The organism is Emticicia sp. BO119 (genome assembly GCF_013912375.1).
GTDB lineage: Bacteria > Bacteroidota > Bacteroidia > Cytophagales > Spirosomataceae > Emticicia.
Genome location: NZ_JACETV010000002.1, coordinates 707,512 through 731,665, shown reverse-complemented (window position 1 = coordinate 731,665; position 24,154 = coordinate 707,512). Strand labels below are relative to the sequence as shown.

17 protein-coding genes are annotated in these 24,154 nt (G+C 39.8%); 8 read left to right on the top strand and 9 right to left on the bottom strand.

The genetic code is table 11. The features are described 5' to 3' along the window. Window positions 1-17: 17 nt before the first annotated feature. Entirely contained in the window at window positions 18-2,411 is a 2,394-nt protein-coding gene (locus tag H1R81_RS09945; RefSeq protein ID WP_181840555.1) for an ABC transporter permease, read from the top strand. 100 nt (window positions 2,412-2,511) lie between these two features. Then, on the top strand, window positions 2,512-3,300 hold the full coding sequence (locus H1R81_RS09940) for an SDR family oxidoreductase (RefSeq protein WP_181840554.1): 789 nt from the start codon (window positions 2,512-2,514) through the stop codon (window positions 3,298-3,300). Here the strand turns inward: H1R81_RS09940 and H1R81_RS09935 are convergent. After that, the gene (locus H1R81_RS09935; protein WP_181840553.1) at window positions 3,297-4,640 is read right to left on the bottom strand and encodes an NAD(P)/FAD-dependent oxidoreductase; all 1,344 of its coding nucleotides are present in this window, start codon (window positions 4,638-4,640) and stop codon (window positions 3,297-3,299) included. The two genes, H1R81_RS09940 and H1R81_RS09935, sit on opposite strands and share 4 nt — an antisense overlap. Before the next feature lie 145 nt (window positions 4,641-4,785). After that, window positions 4,786-5,661 (bottom strand): AraC family transcriptional regulator, encoded by an 876-nt coding sequence (locus H1R81_RS09930; RefSeq protein WP_181840552.1) that lies wholly within the window; start codon window positions 5,659-5,661, stop codon window positions 4,786-4,788. Window positions 5,662-5,803: 142 nt separating this feature from the next. On the opposite strand from H1R81_RS09930, the gene H1R81_RS09925 reads away from it, so the two are divergent. From H1R81_RS09925 to H1R81_RS09915, 3 genes are all read left to right on the top strand, one after another. After that, entirely contained in the window at window positions 5,804-6,661 is an 858-nt protein-coding gene (locus tag H1R81_RS09925; protein WP_181840551.1) for a sugar phosphate isomerase/epimerase, read from the top strand. A 37-nt stretch (window positions 6,662-6,698) separates the two neighbouring features. Beyond that, window positions 6,699-7,823 (top strand): Gfo/Idh/MocA family protein, encoded by a 1,125-nt coding sequence (locus tag H1R81_RS09920; protein WP_181840550.1) that lies wholly within the window; start codon window positions 6,699-6,701, stop codon window positions 7,821-7,823. 85 nt (window positions 7,824-7,908) lie between these two features. After that, window positions 7,909-11,598: a PVC-type heme-binding CxxCH protein gene (locus H1R81_RS09915; RefSeq protein WP_181840549.1), complete on the top strand. Its 3,690-nt coding sequence runs from the start codon at window positions 7,909-7,911 to the stop codon at window positions 11,596-11,598. A 101-nt stretch (window positions 11,599-11,699) separates the two neighbouring features. Here the strand turns inward: H1R81_RS09915 and H1R81_RS09910 are convergent, their stop codons facing one another. Together H1R81_RS09910 and H1R81_RS09905 are read right to left on the bottom strand one after the other, a co-directional pair. Continuing rightward, the gene (locus H1R81_RS09910) at window positions 11,700-12,857 is read right to left on the bottom strand and encodes an iron-containing alcohol dehydrogenase (RefSeq protein ID WP_181840548.1); all 1,158 of its coding nucleotides are present in this window, start codon (window positions 12,855-12,857) and stop codon (window positions 11,700-11,702) included. 74 nt (window positions 12,858-12,931) lie between these two features. Beyond that, entirely contained in the window at window positions 12,932-13,381 is a 450-nt protein-coding gene (locus H1R81_RS09905; protein ID WP_181840547.1) for a GatB/YqeY domain-containing protein, read from the bottom strand. A gap of 205 nt (window positions 13,382-13,586) precedes the next feature. On the opposite strand from H1R81_RS09905, the gene H1R81_RS09900 reads away from it, so the two are divergent. Continuing rightward, window positions 13,587-14,303 (top strand): pyridoxine 5'-phosphate synthase, encoded by a 717-nt coding sequence (locus H1R81_RS09900; RefSeq protein WP_181840546.1) that lies wholly within the window; start codon window positions 13,587-13,589, stop codon window positions 14,301-14,303. A gap of 122 nt (window positions 14,304-14,425) precedes the next feature. Further along, a complete protein-coding gene (locus H1R81_RS09895; RefSeq protein WP_229251090.1) occupies window positions 14,426-15,346 on the top strand; it encodes a T9SS type A sorting domain-containing protein in 921 nt (306 codons plus the stop codon). Window positions 15,347-15,431: 85 nt separating this feature from the next. Here the strand turns inward: H1R81_RS09895 and H1R81_RS09890 are convergent, their stop codons facing one another. The 5 genes from H1R81_RS09890 to H1R81_RS09870 form a co-directional block, all read right to left on the bottom strand. Then, window positions 15,432-16,124: a molybdopterin-dependent oxidoreductase gene (locus H1R81_RS09890; protein WP_181840545.1), complete on the bottom strand. Its 693-nt coding sequence runs from the start codon at window positions 16,122-16,124 to the stop codon at window positions 15,432-15,434. An 83-nt stretch (window positions 16,125-16,207) separates the two neighbouring features. Next, window positions 16,208-17,542 (bottom strand): GntP family permease, encoded by a 1,335-nt coding sequence (locus tag H1R81_RS09885; RefSeq protein WP_181840544.1) that lies wholly within the window; start codon window positions 17,540-17,542, stop codon window positions 16,208-16,210. 11 nt (window positions 17,543-17,553) lie between these two features. After that, the gene (locus H1R81_RS09880; RefSeq protein ID WP_181840543.1) at window positions 17,554-18,903 is read right to left on the bottom strand and encodes a glutamine synthetase family protein; all 1,350 of its coding nucleotides are present in this window, start codon (window positions 18,901-18,903) and stop codon (window positions 17,554-17,556) included. Between the two features lie 65 nt (window positions 18,904-18,968). Beyond that, window positions 18,969-20,174, bottom strand: a complete 1,206-nt coding sequence (locus tag H1R81_RS09875; RefSeq protein WP_181840542.1) for an acetyl-CoA carboxylase biotin carboxylase subunit family protein — start codon at window positions 20,172-20,174, stop codon at window positions 18,969-18,971. A gap of 774 nt (window positions 20,175-20,948) precedes the next feature. Next, window positions 20,949-21,377, bottom strand: a complete 429-nt coding sequence (locus H1R81_RS09870) for a DUF1573 domain-containing protein (RefSeq protein WP_181840541.1) — start codon at window positions 21,375-21,377, stop codon at window positions 20,949-20,951. 282 nt (window positions 21,378-21,659) lie between these two features. On the opposite strand from H1R81_RS09870, the gene H1R81_RS09865 reads away from it, so the two are divergent. Next, on the top strand, window positions 21,660-24,077 hold the full coding sequence (locus H1R81_RS09865) for a thiamine pyrophosphate-dependent enzyme (protein ID WP_181840540.1): 2,418 nt from the start codon (window positions 21,660-21,662) through the stop codon (window positions 24,075-24,077). Window positions 24,078-24,154: the final 77 nt, after the last annotated feature.

The following is a 24,154-nucleotide window of genomic DNA, read 5'->3' as shown; positions in this document are numbered from 1 at the left end:
AATTATCAATTACGACTATGCTACAAAATTACTTTCTCATTGCCTGGCGTAACCTCACCAAAAACAAAAGCTACTCTTTTATTAATATAGTAGGATTAGCCGTAGGTATGGCTGTAGCCATACTAATTGGTTTGTGGATTCATGATGAAATGACATTCAATCAATCGCATGATAATTATGAACACATTGCTCAGGTAATGCGACATGAATGGTATAATGGCAGAAAAGAAACAGGTGGACAGTCGAGTCCTATGCCATTAGGCAGAAAACTCCTGGATACTTTTAAGGAGGACTTTATCCATGTAGTTACTTCAACTGAAACAGTAAACTATATCATAGCCGGTGCAGATAAAAAATTCACACAAGCAGGTCGTTTTATGCAAGCCGGATCACCTGAATTGCTAAGCTTAAAAATGATTCGGGGCAGTCGTGCTGGGTTACAGGAATTACACAATATTTTACTTTCTGAAACACTTGCCCAAAAACTTTTTGGGGATATAAACCCTATCAATCAGATTGTTTTAATTGATACGCAAATCAATGCGACAGTAACTGGCGTATATCAGGATTTCCCTAATAACTCCGAATTCATGGGTGTTTCGTACATTGCGCCGTTTGAACTTTATCTTACTTTTAATGAGTGGGCAAAGGCTGCTCAAGATAATTGGGGGGATAATTCCTTCCCAACTTATGTACAAATAGCCCCTGACCGCTCATTTGAGCAGGTATCTGCCAGAATAAAAAATATCATGCTACCTCATCTGAATGCAGAAAAAGCCAGATACAAACCTGAAGTTTTTCTACATCCAATGAATAAATGGCATTTATATTCCAGTTTTAAAAATGGTGTAAATGTTACGAGCGAAGCATTCGAATATATTATTTTTTATGCTACAATTGGCTTGTTTGTACTATTATTGGCTTGCATCAACTTTGCCAATCTTTCTACTGCAAGATCTGAAAAACGAGCCAAAGAGGTCGGAATACGTAAAGCAATGGGTTCGTTGCGTTCACAATTAACTATCCAGTTTTTAAATGAGGCCGTAATGATTACAGCCTTTGCACTCATCCTGGGTATTGGCTTAATTGTCCTGATTTTACCCTGGTTTAATCAAGTAGCTGATAAAGAAATAGCTATTTTGTGGGCGGATCCTTCATTCTGGTTGCTTAGTCTTGGTTTTGCTTTATTTACAGCTTTGCTTGCGGGCTTATACCCTGCATTTTATCTGGCTTCCTTACAACCTATAAGAATTCTGAAAGGGGTATTTTGTGGAGGGCGTTCTGCTTTATTATCAAGAAAAGTATTGGTGGTTGTACAATTTACCATTTCAATTATGCTTATTATTGGTACCTGGGTGGTTTACAGGCAAATTCAAATAGCTAAAAATCGTCCGCTTGGTTATACTTCTGATGGCCTGTTGACATTTCCGAAAAATGGTCTTCAAGGTAAAGAAGAAGTGCTGCGAAATGAATTGATAAGAAGTGGTGCAGTAGTAGAAGTAGCCGAATCCGGTAGTGAATTAACGAGCCAGGGATCTAATAATACAGGTTTTGAGTGGGTTGGAAAAACTCCAGACATAAAAGATGATTTTGGGACACTTAGAGTATCCTATGAGTATGGTAAAGCAGTAGGTTGGCAATTTGTGGCCGGACGAGATTTCTCCCGAAAATTCTCAAGTGATTCTTCCGGTCTTATTGTGAATGAGTCAGCCGTAAAATTGATGGGTTTGAAAAATCCTGTTGGCCAGATAATCCGTTCAGAACATTGGCAAAAAGGCACTTATACTATTTTGGGTGTAGTAAAAGATATGGTTATGTCTTCGCCGTTTGAGAAAGTCCGGCCCGCTATTTTTTCCTTAAGAGGTAACAAAAGATATATATTGCTAAAAATTAATCCTCAGATAAGCATTCATCAGGCATTACAACAAATACAGGAAATATTTAATAAGATAGCGCCCGCAGTACCTTTTGAGTACAAATTTGTCGACCAGGAATATGCCCATAAATTTGCCAATGAAGAAAGAATCGGAAAATTAGCATATCTCTTTTCAGTTTTAGCAATCCTTATCTCTTGTTTTGGTTTATTTGGCTTAGCTTCATTCATGGCCGAGCAGCGCACCAAAGAGATAGGTATCCGCAAAGTGCTTGGCGCCTCGGTAATAAACTTAACTGGTTTGCTGTCGAAAGACTTCGTTCAATTGGTCATCGTTTCTTTTTTTATTGCTACGCCTATTGCTTATTTCTTTTTAGATAACTGGCTACAGAAATATACTTACCGAACTGCGCTTTCGTGGTGGATATTTGCTTTTTCAGGCGTGGGTGCGCTTGTTGTTACTTTACTAACTGTAAGCTATCAGAGTATCAAAGCAGCGTTGCGAAATCCGGTAAAAAGTTTAGCCCCCGGCCCCTAAAGGGGTGTTGCTTCCGCACGAGCAGAGTAATGTATGATTTTTTAATGTTCTCCTTTAGGGGCCAAGGGCGTATTTCACTACCTTTGCCAAAAACATACGCATGAATTTAGACTTAACTGGCAAGACAGCTCTGGTTTGTGGGAGTACGCAAGGGATTGGTAAAGCAGCGGCCGTAGAATTGGCTTTATTAGGTGCTAATATTACTTTAATAGCCCGCAATGAAGAGAAATTGAAAGAGGTAGTAAAAGAATTACACCGTAAGAAAAATCAAAAGCACCGCTATCTGGTGATTGATTTTTCTAAAACTGCGCAGGTAAAACCTAAGATTGATCGATATTTAGCTAAGTATCCCGAAGTACATATTCTGATTAATAATACCGGTGGCCCAGCAGGTGGGGCTATCATTGAGGCTGATGTGGCACAGTTTACGCAAACTTTTAATGAGCATCTGGTATCCGCGCAATTGCTTGCACAGGCAGTAGTTCCAAGCATGAAAGAGGCCGGTTTTGGCCGGATTGTAAATATCACTTCTGTGGGTATGAAACAACCGATTGTTGGCTTAGGTGTGTCTAATACTATTCGTGGTGCAATGGGTAACTGGGCAAAATCGATGGCAAATGAACTGGGGAAATATGGTATTACCACCAATAATGTATTACCTGGTTATACTACTACAGCCCGATTAGAGAAAGTCAACGAAACCAGAGCCAAATCAACTAATAAAAGTATTGAAGCTGTTGAAAAAGATTTAATTAAAGATATTCCAATCGGACGGTTTACTGCACCTGAGGAAACAGGCGCAGTAATTGCCTTTTTATGTTCGCCTGCAGCAGGCTCTGTGAATGGCGTAAGTATTCCGGTTGATGGTGGACGAACAAGTGGAGTTTAAATCGCCTCTAAAGCTGCATCGCGACCGGATACTATTGCTCCTTCCATAAAGCCTTGCCATTCAGCGAGGTGCTCTCCGGCAAAATGGACATTAAGGTGGTTTTTTTTCAATTCCGGTTGTAGCGTAAACCATTGTCCTGTCCCATAAATAGCATAGGCACCTTTCGAATAATTGTCTTGTCCCCAGTTATAATTGGCTACTTTTTGCAAATAATTACGGGCATCTCCCACAGGTCTGATGGAATCAATTAGGGTTTGTCGGCGATAGTCATCCCCATGCCAGCCAAACATATCTGCTTTTTCGCCGATACTATAAGAAGTGAGTGCCCCTCTGGCATGATTCTGATTTTTGGTAGCATGATAGAAATAATGTGCAGGCGTATCGGTTATCATATCAAAATCTTCCCGTTTCCAGAAACGCTGGCTGAATAAACCTACACACTTGTTGATACGCGCATATTGCAGGGCGTCTATCGCATGCAATTTTGATTTCGGCAATACAGGGGAGAAATTGATTTTTGACAAAGCAAAGGTTGGGACGGTACAAATGACTCTATCTGCATCGAAAGTTTTTCCGTTGGCACATTTTACTGTAATACCTTTACCATTTTGAATAATAACTTCTACGTGATGGTCGGTCAAAATCTTTTCTCTGCCTATTAAATCAGCGATTTTATTAGCTAAGGTACTATTACCCCCTTCCATTTTTAAATCCATTTCATTCTTCTTGCTCGAATAAGCGTATTCGCTGATGGCAGCATAAGCAGAGACGTGTCTGATGCTTTCGCCAAAATCGGTACTATCTAATAATTCTCTGAAATACAGGTCGTTTTCTGGAATACCATTATTAACTAAATACCTCCACCAATCCAGACGGTCGAATGCTTTCTGTTGGTCAGTATTGAAATTCTTAAATTTTCCCAGCAAGCCTTCGAGTTTTTTCTTCCATTCGACGTCAAAATCCCACTTGTTTACTTTGCTATACTTGCCTCTGAAAAATAAATCAGTATCGAACCGATTATCATTGAGTTGAATTTTGAAACGCTCACATAGTTTCTTTACTTCTTCATGCGACTCTCCTACCCACTCGGCGCCTAACTCTACCCTCAAATCTGCCTGCTCGTCAATTTTGTGGGTAAATACGCGCCCACCAATCCGGTTACGGGATTCTAAAACTACAAAGTCTATTTTCTTATCAAAAAGTGTTAAAGCAGCAGAAAGTCCTGAGAACCCTGCACCGAGGATGACAACTCTGGAGGGTTTAACTGTATGTGCAAAGGTCTTTTGGTTGAGCAGGATAGTGCCAGAAGCAGCCAGACCAAGGAATGAGCGTCGTTTCATGATTAAATAATAGATGTATTAGCAATAAAAAAATGATGTTTCTCCGAACAGAGAAACATCATCATAAAACTCAACCTTTACAAATATACCTTATCTATACGTATCGGAAATAATAATTGTTGAAATTTTTATTGTGCGGTGAGAACTATCGAATACCCTTGGTGTACTCCCTCTGATATAGAAGCGGCGTTTTTCCGGTAATTTCTTTAAACTGACGATTAAAATTAGAGATTGTATTGTAGCCGCTTTCATAGGCTACCTGTGTTATGCTCAGATTACCTTCATGCAGCAATTTACAGGCATGCCCGATACGTATCTCTGCTATGAAATCAAAAAATGGTTTGTTAGTGCGGCTTTTAAAGTATCTACAAAACGCAGAATCACTCATACTGACCAAAGATGCTAATTCGCTTAAACGAACTTCTTCTTTGAAATGCTTCATCACATACTCATGCACTTTCTGCATCCGCTCAGTTTCAGAAACCTTGTGGGTATTTACGTATCCAAAACTGGCGATGTACTCGTAGTCGGTTGATTGTGCCAAATGATGAAGCATGGATAGAAATTTCAGTACACGTTCAAATCCTTCAAAAAGATGTAAGTTTTGTAATTCATACCTGATATATTCTTTAGTTTCACCTACTATATCCAGCCCTCGCTCACCTCTTTCCAACAATTGTTTCAAGTTGTGCATTTCACTTTTTTCAAAAAACCCATTCCCCAGAAAATCCTCAGTAAAGTAGATTACAATCCCGTGTGTAATTAAATCAGGATTATGTGTAAAATAAGCCCGGTCGCTTTGCCAGAGATGTGGAATGTTTGGTCCCAAAAACACGGTATCACCTGGTTCAAAGTGCCGGATACTATCACCAATAAACCTTGTACCTCTTCCTTCCAATACTGTAAACAACTGATAATGCGGGTGAAAATGCCAGTTAGGATCGAAATGTGGTTCTATTAATTCCTTTAGGGTAAAGGAATAAACGGCACTTTCGACTGATTTTTTGAGCAGGGGCTTCATAATACACTATTCTCAATTTTAACTATAAATTTAGATATAAAAACAAATAAAGTCAAAATACAGTCATTATTAGTAAAATTAAGCCTATTTTTTTGTACTATTTTAAGATAGTTTTGTAATGTGAAAATTTAAGAAAATCAGTATGAAGTTTGGAATGAATCTCCTTTTGTGGGGAACAGAAATTAATGAGAGTCTTTTTCCGGTATTAGAACAAATAAAGGAGCTTGGTTTCGATGGGGTTGAAGTACCTATTTTTGATACAGACCCTACACATTGGTATGGATGGCGCGAGAAATTAGATGAATTGGAATTAGATAGAATTGCGGTAACCATTTGCGGCCCTGATTTTAATCAGATTAGTCCTGACCCTGCCGTCAGAAAAGCCACCTTAGAGCGCAATAAATTAGCAGTTGATTGTGCAATGGTTTTAGGTGCCAATTTATTAAATGGCCCTTATCATTCAGCCTTAGGCCAGTTTACAGGGCAACCTGCTACAGAGCAGGAATGGAGATGGGCGGTAGATAATCTAAGAGAATTGGCAGATTATGCCGATAGTTTTGGTATCACTTTGGGGCTTGAATATCTGAACCGCTTTGAAAGCTATCTGGTATCATCAAGTGATGAATTGATTAAACTGGTTGAAGATATTGACCACCCGGCTTGTAAAATCATGTTTGATACTTTCCATGCCAATATCGAAGAAAAGAATTTAGGAGATGCCATCAGAAAGTTATCTAAACATCTGGTACACGTACAGGTTTCTGAAAACGACCGAAGTACCGTTGGTACAGGAAATGTCAACTGGGAAGATGTTTTTAAAGCATTATATGAAATCAAATATGATGGATGGTTGTCGGTAGAAGCTTTCAGTCAAAAACTGGCAGTGGCTAACATCTGGCGAAAAATGTTTGATTCAGAAACACAATTAATGAAAGATAGTCTTAGTTTTTTAAAAAATAGTCTTGCAGAAAATCCCGGCACGCCGAGTATTCCTTATTAACGAAACGGATTTGACGCTAACCTAAAACAATTAAACCATGTCGAAAAAAATCAATATTGCAATTGTCGGGCTTGGCTTTGGTGCTGAGTTTATTCCTATTTACCAACGCCACCCCAATGCCAATATGTATGCTATTTGTCAGCGTAATGTAGAGAAACTTAATCAGATAGGCGATGCTTTCGGCATTGAAAAACGTTATTCTGATTATGATGAATTGCTCAAAGACCCGGATGTAGATGCTGTGCATATCAACTCCCCTATCCCGAACCACGCCGAGCAAAGTCTGAAAGCATTGTATGCAGGCAAACACGTGGCTTGTACAGTACCTATGGCTACCTCGGTGGAAGACTGTATGGCTATTGTGAAGGCAGTAAAAGAAACAGGTAAAAAATATATGATGATGGAGACGGTGGTATATGCCCGTGAGTTCCTGTTTGTGAAAGAATTATATGAAAAAGGCGAATTAGGGAAAGTACAGTTCCTGAAAGCGAGCCACCAACAAGATATGGACGGCTGGCCTGATTACTGGCCGGGCTTACCTCCGATGCACTATGCTACGCACTGTGTTGGCCCTGTGGCAGGTTTATTGAAACTGGAAGCTGAGTATGTTTCATGCTTTGGCTCAGGAACTATCCGCGAAGAATTAGCTCAAATTCATAATTCGCCTTTTGCGGTTGAATCGGCCCATATCAAGTTTAAAGACAGCGATTTGAGTGCTTATGTATATCGTTCTTTGTTTGATGTGGCCCGTCAATACAGAGAAAGTTTTGAGGTATATGGTTCGAAAAAATCTTTCGAATGGGCATTGGTTGAGCATGAAGAGCATATCATTCATACTGCGAAAAAACCTGAACATGAAATTCCTGAAAAAGTAACAGTAAAAGATTATGCACATTTATTACCTGAAGGTATTCAGGATTTCACAACAAAAGGTGTGTATGATTTAGGAGAGAACAACCACTTATCGTTTACGCAGGGTTCAGGTCACGGTGGTTCGCACCCACATTTAGCACATGAGTTCTTAATGGCGCTTGTTGAAGACCGAGAGCCATTCCCGAATGCGGCACAATCGGCTAACTGGACAAGTGTGGGCATTCTGGCACACGAATCAGCTATGCAAGGTGGTAAAATCATGTATCTTCCTGACTTTCACAACGTTTAATTTTATATAGGGGGCGAAGCATTGCTTCGCCCTTCTGCTTACGCCTATCACTAAGAGTAATAAAACTCTGCTATTTTAAAATCTCATGAAAAAAACGTTAATATTATTGATTGTCTTGCTTTGGCAAGGCGTTCAAGCCCAAAAAGGCCGTCGCTTAGAGATTCTGTTTCTGGGTGATAACGGGCACCATCGCCCGATCGAAAGACTCCCAACCCTGATGGCAGCCCTTGGTGCTAAAGGAGTCAATTTTACTTATACGGATCACCTGGAAGATATTAATCCTAAGAATCTGGCCAAGTATGATGCTTTGATGATTTACGCCAACTGGGATGAAATTACGCCATCGGCAGAAAAAGCCTTGTTAGACTATGTAGCATCAGGTAAAGGAATTTTACCTATTCACTGTGCGTCATACTGTTTCCGTAACTCACCTGAGTATGTAAAAATGGTAGGCGGGCAGTTTTGGCGCCATAAAATGGATACTATTCAGGCAAAGGTAGTTTTACCAACTCACCTGATTGTAAAAGATTTGCCACAAATTAAATCATATGACGAAACCTATCTGCATAGCCAGTTGCAGCCGGATAATAATGTGCTGATGGTACGTGAAATTAAAGCAGACCAGAAAGCAGACCGCCCGGAAACAACTATCGAGCCTTATACCTGGACTCGTACTTATGGTAAAGGACGTGTTTTTTATACTGCTTACGGACACGACGATAATACCTGGAGCAATGCGGCTTTCCAGCAATTGTTGTATAATGGTATAATATGGGCAGTAGATGAAGGTGCGAGGTCGGCACATGCGGCTTTGAATCCTAAACCTTTTGAGTACAGAGAGGCTAAATTGCCAAACTATGAAAGACGTCCGGGTGTACAGCTGCAACAATTTCCGCTTTCACCGGAAGAATCAATGAAGCATATTCAGGTGCCTGTTGACTTTACGCTTGACTTATTTGCGGCAGAGCCGAACGTACAGCACCCGATTGCGATGTCGTGGGATGAGAAAGGTAGATTGTATGTATTGATAACCAAAGATTATCCGAATGAAAGAAAAGATACAGGTGGGAGCGACTATATTCTGATTTGTGAAGATACCAATAAGGATGGTAAAGCCGATAAGTTTACCCGTTTTGCAGAGGGATTGAGTATCCCGACAGGGATGGTATTTGCCAATGGTGGCCTGATAGTATCACAAGCCCCTCATATGATTTTTCTGAAAGATACAGACGGTGACGATAAAGCAGATGAAAAGAAGATTTTATTCTCAGGATTCGGCACAGGAGATACTCATGCAGGTCCATCAAACCTACATTATGGCTTTGATAACTGGATATGGGGCTGTGTAGGTTACTCAGGCTTCAAAGGAAAAGTAGGCACAGCAGATACCTTAAGATTCGGACAAGCCTTGTTCCGTTTCAAACCGGATGGTTCTAAAGTAGAATGGGTAACCAGTACTTCTAATAATACCTGGGGAATGGGCTTCAATGAAGCAGGTGATGTATTTGGTTCTACGGCCAATAACTCACATGGTTGGTATATGGCTATTCCGCATAGAAACTTCCTGAATCCGGGTTTCAATACGGATAATGGTAGCCGCTCTACAGATACACATAAAGACATGAAGCCGATTACGGAAAAAGTAAGGCAGGTGGACGTTTTTGGAGGTTTTACAGCCGCTGCCGGGCATAATTTCTATACGGCAAGGTCGTTCCCGAAAAACTACTGGAATCAGATTGCTTTTGTGTCTGAACCAACAGGGCATATTCTTCATCAGAACCTGATGGAGAAAAAAGGTACGAACTACGAAGATAAAGAAGCATTTAACCTGATGGCAGGTGCTGATGAATGGTTTTCTCCGGTATTTGCCGAAGTAGGACCAGATGGTGCCGTTTGGGTTGCTGACTGGTATAGTTTCATTATTCAGCATAATCCTGTGCCGAAAGGTTTTGAAAACGGTCTGGGTAATGCTTACCAAACAGATTTACGTGACTTTACGCATGGACGTATCTATCGCGTAGGCTGGAAAGAAGCACCTGCTTATACACCGTTATCTTTAAGCAAAGAACGCCCTGATGAACTGGTAGCTGCTTTAAAAAACAATAATCTATTCTGGAGAAGTCATGCACAAAGATTATTGGTAGAACGTGGCAAAACAGATGTAATACCAGCTTTGATAGCCTTGGTAAAAGACCAATCTGTTGATGAAATCGGGTTGAATACTGGGGCTATTCATGCTATCTGGGCATTGAAAGGCTTAGGGGCGATTGAAAGCAATAATGAAGCATTACAGGCTGTCGTTGGTGCATTAAAACATCCATCATGGGCTGTTCAGAAAAATGCTATTCAGGTTTTACCTGATACTCAAAATTCAGTAGAGGTTATTTTACAAAATGACTTATTGAATAGCAAAGAGCCGATTATCGTATTGAATGCAATTCTGGCTTTGAGCGAATTACCGTTGACTCCTGCTTCTGAACAAGCATTGTTAACCCGTATGGAACAAGCGACCGAAAGCAACGACCGTTGGTTACCTGACGCTTTTGCTGTTGCCTTGACAAGCCATAAATCAGTTTTATTGAAAAAATACCTGAACAAACTGACAAGTAGTGCCAATGCTATGCCGATGAATCATGACCACTCGACAATGAATCATGGTGCTAATACAGCATCGACTGCTAAAGATGCGCCTAAAGCGCTTCCTGCTCCGGCTAATGGAGTTGATTTAGTGATTACTAATTTACGTGCAGAACCAGGCTCTCCTTATGTACGTGAGGGAATGCGCTACTTTGTAGAAGTGAAAAACAATGGCAAAGATTCAGTGAAAAAAGGCAATGTTGTTTCGTTGAAAATTGATATTACCGGACAAGGACAAAAATATACTATCTGGAGTATGGTTCATAATACTGGTGTAGGACCGGGTGAAACCGTTACTATCTCGAAGAATACGAATGGGCCGTGGTCGGGAGACTTTTATTTTGGAACAGATATAGCAGGTGAATATACTTTCAATATCATGGTTGATTATGAAAACAAAATAGAAGAGAACAACGAGAAAAATAATTATTACAGCAAGAAGATTACCTTCCAACAGGCACAAAAACTGTCAACCTTTGCGTTGGAAAGAGCCGCAAGAAGCTATGCCTCAGTAATGCCTGCTGATACTCTGGCGGCTATGCTAAAAGCATGGGATAAATTCCCTGCCTCTGAAAACGTAGCCTTGCTGAAAGGTATGTCAAATGGATGGAACCCACGTAAGAAAGATAAAGTGAATGCTGATAATCAGAAATTCCTGACTTCCTTAAGCACTAAGTTGACAGAAACCAACGCTGATAGATTGAACAAATTGTTGGTTGCATGGGGCTTAAAAAGCAGTAATGCCGACGACGATAAAGATGCCATTGTTATCAATATCAAATCTATTAAAGAAGAGATGAAGTTTGATAAGAAGGAGTTTACTGTGAAAGCAGGTAAACCTGTGGTAATTGTATTTGAAAATCCTGATGCGATGCAACACAACATTGTAATTGGTAAACAAAAGAGTATGGAGATCATTGGTAAAGCGGCCGATAAGATGATTACACAGAAAGATGCTGCGGAGAAGAGTTATGTACCAAGCATTCCGCAGGTTATAGCGGCTACACCGTTAGTGAATCCAAATGAAACTTATCGATTGAAATTCACTGCTCCGACCGACCCAGGTAGTTACCCATTCGTCTGCACCTTCCCGGGTCACTGGCGATTAATGTTCGGAACAATGAGAGTAGTGAAATAAGATTTTGACAAAAGGATAACGTTACAATAGATTGTAATTATTTGACAAACAGCCCCTTGGTTTAGGGGCTGTTTTTGTTTTTTATGACAGCACCATTAATTTCAACCAATACTCATCTCCAATATCTCCCCTACTACTTCTGGTGTAATATCTCCTCTCTCACCTAAAACCACTTTACCTTCTTCAAAGCGTTTCACAATCTTATCAATAGTATCCTGTCCGATACCATAAGTACTGGCTTTGGTTGGAATGCCTAAGGATTCGTAGAAATCTATGGTTTTCTGGATAGCACCTTCTATTAATTCATCATCTGTGCCATTCAAATTCCAGACTCTTTGGGCGTATTGAATCAGTTTACCACGTTTGTCTTCTTTTTTTAGTCTCAATAAGTGAGGCAATACTACTGCCAATGTACGAGCGTGATCTATGCCATGAGAGGCAGTCAGTTCATGCCCGATTTCATGCGTAGCCCAGTCTTGTGGTACACCTACGCCAATAAAACCGTTCAAAGCTACGGTAGCGGCCCACATAAAGTTGGCACGTGCCTCGTAATCCGTCGGGTTTTCTAACGTTTTAGGAGCCACGGCAATCAGGGTTTGAAGCGTAGCTTCAGCAAATCGGTCTTGAATCTCGGCACCAACAGGATAAGTCATGTATTGCTCCATTACGTGGGTAAAAGCATCCGCAATACCATTGGCAATCTGTTTCTGAGGTAATGAGTAGGTAGTTTCAGGGTCAAGAATCGAAAAGGCAGGATATAATAATGGGTGTCCCATTCCTTTCTTTTCATGCGTTTCTTTACGGCTGATAACTGCAAAAAAGTTCATCTCTGAACCCGTGGCAGGCAATGTAAGCACCGAACCAACGGTAATAGCTTTTTTGATTTTAGCTTTACCTGTTACTAATTGCCAGGCATCATCACCCTCATAAGGGATAGCCGCTGCTATGAATTTGGTTCCATCTAATACCGACCCGCCGCCAACTGCTAATAGAAAATCAATGTTTTCCTTTCTGCCCAATTCTACGGCTTGCATCAAGGTTTCGTAAGTCGGGTTGGCTTCAATGCCGCCAAATTCAATTACATTTCTATCATGCAAGGCTTGCTTTACCTGCTCATATACGCCATTTTTGAAAATACTACCTCCGCCATAAGTCAGTAAGATTTTAGCTTCTTTAGGTATTTGTTTGCCTAATTGGGAAATCTGCCCTTTTCCAAAAAGAACTTTTACAGGGTTCTGATAAACAAAATTGTTAAACATAGCTTTTGAGGTTTAAAATACCAATGCCATGCTTATAATAAACATGGCATTGCTACTAAATATAATAAGATATATTATGCTAAGAGTGATTTTACAGTAGCTGAAATAGCTTTACCGTCGGCTAAGCCTGCCAGTTCTTTAGAAGCTACTCCCATTACTTTACCCATATCAGAAGGGTCTGATGCGCCTACACGAGCAATAATCTCTTGTAATTTTGCTTTCAGTTCATCCTCCGATAATTGTTTTGGTAAAAATTCTTCGATGATAGCTAATTCTGCTAATTCTTTATCTAATAAATCAGGACGATTTTGTGTACGATAAATATCGGCTGATTCTCTTCTTTGTTTGGCAGCTTTAGTCAGTAATTTTAGTTCTTCATCCGGTGTTAAATCACCAGTCTTTCCTTCTTTAGTTTCTTCTAATAAAATTACTTTTTTAATATCGCGTAAAGCTGTTAGCCTTACCGAGTCACGAGCGAGCATCGCTGCCTTAATCTGTGCGTCAATTTCTGTTTTTAGTGCCATTTTGTTGGTAGTTTATTGTACATTAGATATTTCTATCCAATTTATTCTGAACAATACAATTCGTATATTCGTTTCGGGCTGTTCAGAGAAAATAGAAAATTGTTAATTTCACTTTAAAATCAGGGAACTCATATGAAACAGGAATCCGTTATTGATTAAAGATTTTCCTCTTTTTCGTTCTCCATATTCCTTTCTCCAGATTACTATGACAAAATTATCAGTAAATATCAATAAAATAGCAACTTTAAGAAATTCTCGTGGTGGAAATATGCCAAATGTGGTAAAAACTGCCATTGATTGCGAGAGATTCGGTGCACAAGGTATTACTGTTCATCCCCGCCCGGACGAACGCCATATCCGTTATCAGGATGTGTATGATTTAAAAGAAATCGTTACTACTGAATTTAATATTGAAGGAAATCCTACTGAAGCCAAGTTTATTGATTTAGTATTAGCCAATAGGCCAACGCAGGTTACTTTAGTACCTGATGCATTGAATGCTATTACCTCTAATGCCGGTTGGGATACCATCACCCATCGTGAACGTCTGAAAGAATTGGTGGCTACTTTCAAAAATGCAGGTATCAGAGTATCTATCTTTGTTGATCCTATCGAAAGTATGATAGAAGGGGCGGCTGAAACAGGTACTGACCGTATTGAATTATATACCGAGCGTTATGCTCATCTATATCCTGAAAATAAAGAAGAGGCCATCAAAGACTATGCAAAAGCCGCAAAAGTAGCCGAGCAGGTTGGTTTAGGTGTAAATGCAGGTCATGATTTAAGCCTCGAAAACCTGGCGTATTTCAAACAGAATATTCCGAATCTCTTAGAGGTTTCTATTGGACATGCGCTTATCTGTGATGCTCTTTATTATGGTTTAGAGAATACTATTCAACTGTATTTAAGGCAGTTAGACTAACTCTGTTAACAATTTTTAAGAAACTTTAACAGCCAGAAAAGGATACTGTTTACTAAGTTTGTGCAACAATATACCAACAGTCATAGTCTTTTGTTTTAAAGTTTTTAAAAATAGATACAATTATGAAAGCTACATTAAGTAAATCTCTGAAAGCAAGCCTGATGGCTTCATTAGCAATTATTTCTATCGCTTCATTTGCGCAGGATAAGAAAAAAGAAAAAAGTACCACACGTATCAGAATTGAGCAGGATATTGATGGTAAAACCAAAGTGCATGAAAAGAGTTTTGATGTTACAGGATTAACAGAAAAGCAAAGAGAAAATCTGATTCAGAACTATCAGGATTCTGTCATGGCTAAAAACAAAGACAAGGTTCGTGGCACAAAAGTAGAAGTAGAGAGTTTTACAGGTGACGAAAATGAAAGAGAGTTCAACCGCAATGATGACAGCGACCATTTCAGTTATAATTATAATACCGAAAGACCTCGGGTAAGAGCGTATAGCCGCGGAAGAAACGGAAACAATAATGAACGTTTTGAATTTCGACATGATAATGAGGACATTGTTATTGATGGTAAACCTCGTGTAAGAGTTTTTCGTCGGGATGGTAAAAACGATGATTTCAATGAAGATTTAAATTTTGACCTTGATATGAAAGATTTCGATTTAGATATGAAAGGTCTGAATGAGAGTCTTAATAAAATGGGTAAAGATTTACAGTTCAATTTACGTGATATGCCTGATGTTTTTGCTTTTGATAATTCCTCTTCAAGCAAAACTGTCCGTGGTTTAAGTGTCTATCCTAATAATCCTAAAACTGATGTATTGAATATCCGTTTCAGCAGTCAGGAAAAAGGAGATGTATCGATTAAAGTAATGGACTTGAAAGGCAATGTAGTAGCCAAAGATGAAATCAAAGATTTCAGTGGTGAATACGTAGGTCAAATTAATATCGGCAAACAAAAAGGTGTTGTATTTGTAATGGTTACACAAGGTGAAGACGGAACGGTGAAAAGAGTAACCCTTCCATCGGACAAAGAATAATTTATCAGATTTATAAAGGTTAGAACGACAAAGGAGTCGCATAGTTTATGTGACTCCTTTTTTATACCTTCTTTATAAAATTCCATCAGCTATATCTATCATTTCTCCAGGGATATGCCGTATTAGAATAACCTCTTTCCTCCCAGAAGCCCAATTTATTCTTTGGCAAAAACTGAATTCTTTTTATCCATTTTGAGCCTTTCCATGCATATAATTGTGGGGTAATCATTCTTACTGGCCCGCCATGTTCTTTAGCTAATGGCTCGCCATAAACGGTATGTGCTAATAATACATCGGGTTTCAATGCCTCTTCCATCGATACATTGGTGGTGTAGGTATCATATCCATAACACATGATGTGTGAGGCTGTTTCTTTGGGCTGCACTAAAGCCGCTATATCCATCAGTCGCACACCTTTCCAAACCATATCCATTTTCGACCAGGTAGTTACGCAATGAAAGTCGCTGGTGTCTTCTACTTGCGGTAACTCCATGAAGTCTTCCCATTTCAATACAACAGGATTTTCTACGTCTCCATCTACTGTCAGACGCCAACGGTCGAGCGAAATATCAGGATGATAACCCAGATCTAATACAGGCCATTTCTGGGTGATAGTCTGCCCAACGGGTAGTTGTGGCATACCATGACGGTTAATAGCACCTTTACCCATCGGACGATCATCTGCTACCGACGGGGTGTTTTTCATTTTCTCCTCAAAGCGAGATTTCAATTTCATTCTCGCTTCTATTATTTTATCTAATTTGCTAACCTCTTCCATTTCAGGGTTTATCAATATATCACCATTATAACACGATTATGGTTCATTTAGTTACAAAGGTTTCAGGCATATAAATAACTTAATTAAAGGTGAGATAACAGATAAATCAGGCAGACCATAACAATACTTGCTATGCCTTGCAAACCCGAAAGAATTGTATGAGTGCGATAAGCATCGCTCTGGGTTAGCCCTGTAAATTGTGATACTACCCAGAACCAGGCATCGTTGGCATGAGAAACAGTCATGGCTCCACTACCAATGGCCATTACTAATAATGTCAGATCAAATGGTTCTGAAAAACCCATTGACACAAGCAACGGAGCTAAAATACCCGAAGTCAGTACCATTGAAGTTGTAGTTGAGCCTTGAGCTGTTTTGAAAAACGCCGCTACCAGAAAAGCAATCAACAAGAATATTATACCAGAAGTTTGATTAGCTACGAGCCATTCGCTTACCATATCTTTCAAAGCAGTTTCTTTTAGTATAGCCCCGAAAGCTCCTCCTGCACCTACTAATACCAGGGTTGTGCCACAATGCTCTATACCGCTTTTAAAACAGGCAAATATCTTCTCAAATGGTTTTTCAGGAAATAAACTGTAAGAAAAAAAGATAGCTATCAGAAAAGACACTAAAGGACTACCTAAGAAACCGAGCCATTTAGTAAGTGTCTCGTTTACCTCCAATATTTTTGCAAATGAGGCGATGGTAATTAATAAAATAGGCAAAAGAATTGGCATAAAAGCCTTCCAGCCTTTGGGAAGCACTTTATGATGTGTATCACTCCAGTTTTCTTCGGGGTCTTCAATAATGGCTAAATTTTTAGCGTATTTCTGAGCAAACCAGGTTGATAAAAATAAGCTTGGAACAGAAACAACCAAACCTATCAGAATAACTAACCCTATACCATGAGACAGATTCAGATTACCTGCTGCTGATAACGGGCCGGGAGTTGGGGGTACCAATGTATGCGTAGCAAACAATCCACCAGATAGCGCTATGGCAATTGTACCCAGAGGCTTATTTGTTTTCTTTGCAACAATTTTGTTGAGCTTTGCCAGAATGATAAACCCTGAATCACAAAAAACGGGAATCCCGACAAGAGCTCCGATTACCGACATGGCAAATGACGGATATTTTTCACCAAAAAGTTTCAGGATAATATCTGCTACTTTAATGGCCGCACCCGATTTATCTAATATCGCTCCTATTACACAGCCTAATATCACCATTAAACCAATCTTTGACATCAGTTCACCAAAACCTTTGCCAATGGTCTCAGCCAGTTTATCAATAGGAAGCCCAGCAAAGATGCCTACTCCTAAAGCAGCTAATAGTAACCCTATTAAGGGATGTAATTTAAATACGGTCGAAGACAGAATAATGAAAACTATAGCCAGAAAAACAACAAGTATAATCATGTAGGGCTTGGTTAAACAATCTCAAAATACCTTTTTAACTCCCAGTCAGTTACTACTTTGGCGTATTGGCGCCATTCCCAGTCACGGGTTTGCGTAAAATGGGCTACGAATTTTTCGCCAAACAATTCTTTTGCTACTTCTGAATTTTTCATTGTATTAGTCGCCTCATCCAGATTTCTTGGTAATATACCATTGCTTATATCTCTATATCCATTGCCAACCGTAGCAGGTTGATTGAGTTTTAAGTTTTTACGGATGCCATAGAGACCTGCCGCTAAACAGGCAGCAATCGCCAGATAAGGGTTTGTATCAGAGCCTACTACGCGGGTTTCAATCCGGCATGATTTCTTGCTGATAGGTAAGGCTCGTAAAGCTACAGTGCGGTTATCTACTGCCCAGGTCAGGGTTGTTGGTGCCCATGCTCCTTCAACCAGACGCTTATAGCTATTGATAGTGGGGGCAACCATCGGCAAGATATGTGGCAAGCAAAATAATTGCCCGGCCATATAGCTTTGCATGAGTTCACTTATATGATCAGGTGCCTTTTCGTCATAAAAGAGATTAGTTCTGGAATCAGCATCCCAAAGGCTCTGGTGAACGTGTCCACTACAACCGGGTAAGTTTTCATTGATTTTTGCCATAAAGGTGGCCATAATGCCTTGCTGATAGGCAATTTCCTTTACTGAAGTTTTAAAGAGTAAAGCTCTATCGGCGGCAGTCAATACATCAGAGTAAGTAATGGCAGCTTCATAGACACCCGGGCCGGTTTCGGTGTGTAGTCCTTCGAGCGGCACATCAAATTTGGCCAGGTGCTCAAATAGAGCCGTCATATAATCATTTTTTAGTGTACTTCTCAGAATTGAGTAGCCAAACATACCCGGAGTCATTGGGGTAAGATTCTGGAAGTCTTTGGCATTTGCTGAAACAGGTGTTTCTTCAAAATTAAACCATTCAAACTCCTGTGAGAAGAATGGTTTAAAACCTGCCTGCTCTGTTTGCTCTGTTACCCGCTTCAATAAATTTCTTGGACATATTTCGGCAGCCTCTTCAATAAACTCGCCTAAGAAAAAAGGAACATCATTCTCCCAGGGAACTTTGCGGAAAGTTGATAAATCTAATTTGACTTTGGCATCAGGATAACCTGAATGCCAGCCTGTAAAATCAGTATTGTCATAGCAGACATCGGCCATATCCCAGCCCATTACTACATCGCAAAAGCCTAAATCTCCCTCAATTACAGAAAGGAACTTTTGTTTACTGATATACTTACCTCTTAAAATACCATCAATATCGGCAACTGCCAGTTTCACTTTTCCTGATGGGTGTGAATTTACATAGTCAATTATTTCTTGTGTAGTCATATTCAGGTGTTGAATTATAGATGGTTCTGCACTCTTTATATACGAGCAATCAGGTAATCGTACTATTAGTGTACTGGTTTGTCGGGTGCGGGGGCAGAGGCATGATAACCCAAATCCCGAATCATGATAGCATATTTTTCCATGAGTTCCATAACCCTTTCGCGGCTTTTTGAGCGAACAATTAAGCCTATGTGATATTCATCATTCATTTTCCATACTATCTCAGGATCATTAAATGGTGCATAATCAGGCCATTGGTGAGAAGATAAAGAGATAATAATGCCTGAATAATAATCATCAACCGGAGGTAGTTCGTAAGCCCCCCCAGTAGCAACTGCTGTTTCTATTCTGGCCCATTCGCGCCATAAGTTAATCCCTGATGAGTATTCAACCATTTCGGCCAGATTAGCCCCTCCTACTCTTGAAGCTGTTTCTAAAAAATAAAACTTACCATCTTCATAACACTTGATAGCTTCAGTATGCGAGGCACTGAATTTCATGCCAAAGGCTTTCATCACTTGCTCGTTCAGTTTTTTCAGTGCCTTCTCATCTTTTGAATTATGTTCTACCGTAACAGAACGGAAGATTCCTCCTCCGTGTGCTACTTCAAAAGGAGTGTTCAGGTATTGGCTACATCTTGAAAAAATCACTTTTCCACCAACCGTGAGTGCATCTATATGATACACATCTCCGGGCTTGAACTGCTCAATCAGATAATTGTGTCTTTCTTCTCCTAAACTATGAATCGTATCCCAGGCTTCCTGAAAACTATGTACTTTTTTGATACCCGCTGCCGATGCTTCCGAGCGTGGCTTAATTACCCAGGGAGCAGAAGTAGCCTGAAGATATTCGGTGATATCAACGTCATGAAAAAGCGGACTGAATGGCGGAACATTAATCCCAGCAGACAATGCCTGAACACGCATGGCCAGTTTATCCCGGAAATAACGGGCGGTTGTCTGCCCCATACCAGGTATTCTGAAATGCTCGCGGGTCAAAGCGGCTTTTTCTACATCAAAATCATCTAATGCTACAACACGGTCTATCTTCTTGCTGCGCATCAGATGTGCCAATCCTTTAATAATATTGGCATAAGTATCAAAATTATTATCAATGTTTTCTAAATAGAACGTTTCGTCTATCGACTCCCACGGCCAGGCCTTACTTTCTAACTTTTTATTGGTCAAGAGATAAACGGTATTTCCTTCTGCTTTACAGGATTTCAGGAACTCCATTCCTTTATAGTAAGTACAGATACAAAGAAAATTCATAAGGATCGGGCTTTTAGTTTATGTTTTATTGAATCGGGAAAGAATAACAGTAACCACGAGGCAGACCGTTTCATTTTCGTCTGGCTGTCAAAAATCAAAAAAACGGAAATTGGTTTATTCATACAATTCCCGTGCAGACAGGCTACAAGGTTTTGTTGATGTTCAAACGTTTTGTCCATGCTAACGCCACAATTAAACAAAAGTTGTACAATGTTTCTCAATAGCAAGAATCCAGATCTGCTACTACTAATTCTAAAAAAATGTACGACAAAGTGTAATTTCAGCATAAATTTTAAAGCTAAAGTAAGATTGAAATGACCTATCAGTTACTTTGTTGATGACAAAACGTTTTGTTGACGACTAAATGTTTTGTCCATTTTTAACACAAAATTTATCAAATGCTTATCCGTGAACCTTTTTTATATAATTTTTCTCACCTAAAAGAATGAAATGGCTTACCTCCGAGAGGTATTTTTTGTATTCATCGGCGGGCTCAAACGGTGGGTGTATCATCCGGTGTACTACGTATAAATATTCTCATCTGTGGCTTCTTTGTCTGAATAATAGAAACCGAACCGTTTTATCTGGTAAAATATAAGCGTCAGGTTCTTATTTCATGAAACAGTTCCCAATTCGATATTCGATATTTTTTTTCATTTTGGCAAGTCCAGCAGGTACGAAATTAAAAATTTATCGTTCCTTAACGCCGGAACGCAAAGAAGCCATCTGCTTATAAGCAGATGGCTTCCTGAGAAAAGAATATATTTTCTGGAATTATACTTTTTTCTTTCCGTTTGGTGATGAAGCAGGAGCGTTGGCAGGTGCTGCTGATGGAGCAGTAACTTCGCCTTTAATAGTTAAGATTACTGTGGCGTTTTCAGCGTTGCTTGTAACAGTAATTGTTTTTGTAAATGCACCCGGGCGACCCGATGTGTTATAGCCTACTTTGATAGTACTTTTAGCACCTGGCATGATTGGGTCTTTTGACCACTCTGGTGTAGTACAGCCACAAGAAGCAGCAGCGTTTGAGATGACAACCGGAGCAGTACCAGTATTTGTAACTTCAAAGCTGTAAGTTGCTAATGGACCTTCAGATACTTTACCGAAATCATGTACTTCTTTATTGAATTTTAATACTCCTTGAGCTTGTACGGCAGCTACAAACGCAAAAACTACCGCAATCGTTGAAATTAATTTTTTCATTAGATTTGAATAATTTAAAGTTAAAAATAAATTCTGTTTTATTAGTAAAGCTTATTTCCAACGCAAATAAATAATAAATACTATATATATACCAAATATTTAACAACTCATTAACAAAGTTCTTTCGTGCTTGGTTTTTTTTGAAAAAGAAATATTTTCTTTAACTTTACATCATAATTAGTTAGTATGACAACTAATTTCAGTTTTATTAGTTGAGTAAGGTATATTTACAATTTTTTGTATGGATTCGCCTTCCCATTTTAACCATTCAAAATTGAAAGCATGACTGGAGCATCAGACCTAATTACCTCAACAGATGTTTTATTAACTAAAGAAGAAGTTTTAAATGACTACCGCATTGCCTGCGAAAGCCGTGAGGTTAGTATTATCGGCCGGAAAGATGTATTTATGGGCCGGGCTAATTTCGGGGTATTCGGTGATGGCAAAGAACTGGCTCAGATAGCCATGTCTAAAGTATTCAGAAAAGGCGATTTTCGCTCAGGATACTATCGTGATCAAACATTTTTAGCTGCTGTTGGTGGTCTTAGCTGGCAACAATTCTTCGCTCAATTATATGCCCATCCCGATATTGCTCATGATCCGTTTTCTGCCGGGCGTTCTATGAACGCACACTACGGAAACAGGTGGATTGATGAGAACGGAGAATGGCTCAATCAGACTGAATTATACAATACTGTCAGTGATGTTTCGTCTACAGCAGGACAAATGCCTCGTTCTATAGGACTGGCTTATGCTTCCAAGCTATTCAGACAAAACCCTGAATTACAATACCTTACTCAATTTTCAAGGAAAGGAAACGAAGTATGTTTTGCCACTATAGGTGATGCCTCGACCTCGCAAGGTATGTTTTTTGAGTCAATCAATGCGGCAGGAGTATTACAGATACCTGTTATTTTTTCTGTGTGGGACGATGGTTATGGAATCTCTGTTCCGATTGAATATCAGACAACCAAAAGCAGTATTTCAGAGGCATTGGCCGGATTCCAGAGAAAAGATGGCTCTAATGGCATCGAAATCATGGTAGCCCGTGCCTGGAATTATACCGAGTTAATAGATACCTATCAGCAGGCGGCACGTTATGCACGGGACGAGCACGTTCCGGTTTTAGTGCATGTAATAGAAGTAACCCAACAGTTAGGGCACTCCACTTCCGGCTCACATGAGCGTTATAAATCAAAAGAACGTTTAAATTTTGAGCATGAATATGACTGTAATCTTCACTTAAGAGAATGGATTGTATCGAATGGCTATGCTACTGAAGAGGAGATAAAAGGAATTGAAATTAAAGCAAAAGAAACTGCACAAAAATCTCGTAATGCAGCCTGGGCAGCATACAGGAACTCAATAAAGCCTGATATTGATAATGCTTTGCAACTATTGAAAAAGGCGGGAGCAGAAAGTAAACAATCTGCGGATATAGCTAAGTTAAGAGAAGAGTTAGAACACACCCCGAATCCTGTCCGCAGAGAGCTTATAAGCCTTGTTAAGAAGGCTCTTGTAATTATACGTCAGGAACAAATTCCAGCTAAAAAAGCTATTCTCAGCTGGCTTGAGCAGACCGCTGCAGAAAATAAAGAAAGATATAACACTCATTTGGTGAGTGAATACCCAACCTCACCTATGTTTGTCAAAAGAGTTGCTCCTGAATACGATGAGCAAGGTTTGGGTGTAGATGGCCGTGAAATTATTAATACTTATTTTGACCTTTTGCTTAACCGTGACCCAAGAGTATTTGCACTTGGCGAAGACGTTGGAAAAATAGGTGATGTAAACCAGGGGTTTGCCGGATTGCAGGAAAAATATGGAGACCTGCGTGTAACAGATACGGGGATTCGTGAAACGACTATTATCGGACAAGGTATCGGAGCTGCCATGAGAGGCTTACGCCCCATTGTGGAGATTCAGTATTTTGACTATATCTATTATGCTTTAGCCACATTGACTGATGATCTGGCCTCGCTTCGCTACCGCACAGTGGGTGGTCAGTTAGCACCATTGATTATCCGTACACGCGGACATCGCTTAGAGGGTATCTGGCACTCGGGTTCGCCAATGTCTGCCATGTTAGGCTCTTTACGGGGAATCCATGTATTGGTGCCCCGCAACTTTGTACAAGCTGCCGGGTTTTATAATACTATTCTGAAAGGCGATGACCCAGCACTGATTATTGAGTGCCTGAATGGGTATCGTATCAAGGAAAAAATGCCGAAAAACCTTTCGGAGGTTTGTGTACCTCTGGGAATACCTGAAATTCTGAGAAAAGGGGAAGACATAACCATAGTTACCTATGGTTCCATGTGCCGGATTGTGATGGAGGCTGCTAATCAGCTTGCGCAAGTAGGGATTCATGCAGAAGTAATAGATGTGCAGTCATTACTGCCTTTTGATATTAACCATAGCATTGTTGAATCAATCAAGAAAACTAATCGAGTGATATTTGCTGATGAAGATGTTCCGGGTGGTGCTTCGGCCTTTATGATGCAGGAGGTGCTTGACGGGCAACAAGCCTACCGTTGGTTAGATTCTGCTCCGAAAGCGATTGCCGCACAAGCGCATAGACCTGCCTATGCAGCCGATGGAGATTATTTCTCGAAACCGAATGCAGAAACTATTTTTGATGCGGTTTATGAAGTCATGCACGAGGCAAAACCAAAAGAATTTCCTGATTTGTATAAATAAATTGAGATAGAAGAATTGATTTTATCGAAGAGAAACGCAAGCATTTTGTTTGCGTTTTTTTGTTGACCCCTTAAAAA

What these genes read in the sequence shown, in the direction of transcription:
- H1R81_RS09945 (WP_181840555.1), top strand. Translation starts at nt 18, where the DNA reads ATGCTACAAAATTACTTTCTCATTGCCTGGCGTAACCTCACCAAAAAC.
- H1R81_RS09940 (WP_181840554.1), top strand. Translation starts at nt 2,512, where the DNA reads ATGAATTTAGACTTAACTGGCAAGACAGCTCTGGTTTGTGGGAGTACG.
- H1R81_RS09935 (WP_181840553.1), bottom strand. Translation starts at nt 4,640, where the DNA reads ATGAAACGACGCTCATTCCTTGGTCTGGCTGCTTCTGGCACTATCCTG.
- H1R81_RS09930 (WP_181840552.1), bottom strand. Translation starts at nt 5,661, where the DNA reads ATGAAGCCCCTGCTCAAAAAATCAGTCGAAAGTGCCGTTTATTCCTTT.
- H1R81_RS09925 (WP_181840551.1), top strand. Translation starts at nt 5,804, where the DNA reads ATGAAGTTTGGAATGAATCTCCTTTTGTGGGGAACAGAAATTAATGAG.
- H1R81_RS09920 (WP_181840550.1), top strand. Translation starts at nt 6,699, where the DNA reads ATGTCGAAAAAAATCAATATTGCAATTGTCGGGCTTGGCTTTGGTGCT.
- H1R81_RS09915 (WP_181840549.1), top strand. Translation starts at nt 7,909, where the DNA reads ATGAAAAAAACGTTAATATTATTGATTGTCTTGCTTTGGCAAGGCGTT.
- H1R81_RS09910 (WP_181840548.1), bottom strand. Translation starts at nt 12,857, where the DNA reads ATGTTTAACAATTTTGTTTATCAGAACCCTGTAAAAGTTCTTTTTGGA.
- H1R81_RS09905 (WP_181840547.1), bottom strand. Translation starts at nt 13,381, where the DNA reads ATGGCACTAAAAACAGAAATTGACGCACAGATTAAGGCAGCGATGCTC.
- H1R81_RS09900 (WP_181840546.1), top strand. Translation starts at nt 13,587, where the DNA reads ATGACAAAATTATCAGTAAATATCAATAAAATAGCAACTTTAAGAAAT.
- H1R81_RS09895 (WP_229251090.1), top strand. Translation starts at nt 14,426, where the DNA reads ATGAAAGCTACATTAAGTAAATCTCTGAAAGCAAGCCTGATGGCTTCA.
- H1R81_RS09890 (WP_181840545.1), bottom strand. Translation starts at nt 16,124, where the DNA reads ATGGAAGAGGTTAGCAAATTAGATAAAATAATAGAAGCGAGAATGAAA.
- H1R81_RS09885 (WP_181840544.1), bottom strand. Translation starts at nt 17,542, where the DNA reads ATGATTATACTTGTTGTTTTTCTGGCTATAGTTTTCATTATTCTGTCT.
- H1R81_RS09880 (WP_181840543.1), bottom strand. Translation starts at nt 18,903, where the DNA reads ATGACTACACAAGAAATAATTGACTATGTAAATTCACACCCATCAGGA.
- H1R81_RS09875 (WP_181840542.1), bottom strand. Translation starts at nt 20,174, where the DNA reads ATGAATTTTCTTTGTATCTGTACTTACTATAAAGGAATGGAGTTCCTG.
- H1R81_RS09870 (WP_181840541.1), bottom strand. Translation starts at nt 21,377, where the DNA reads ATGAAAAAATTAATTTCAACGATTGCGGTAGTTTTTGCGTTTGTAGCT.
- H1R81_RS09865 (WP_181840540.1), top strand. Translation starts at nt 21,660, where the DNA reads ATGACTGGAGCATCAGACCTAATTACCTCAACAGATGTTTTATTAACT.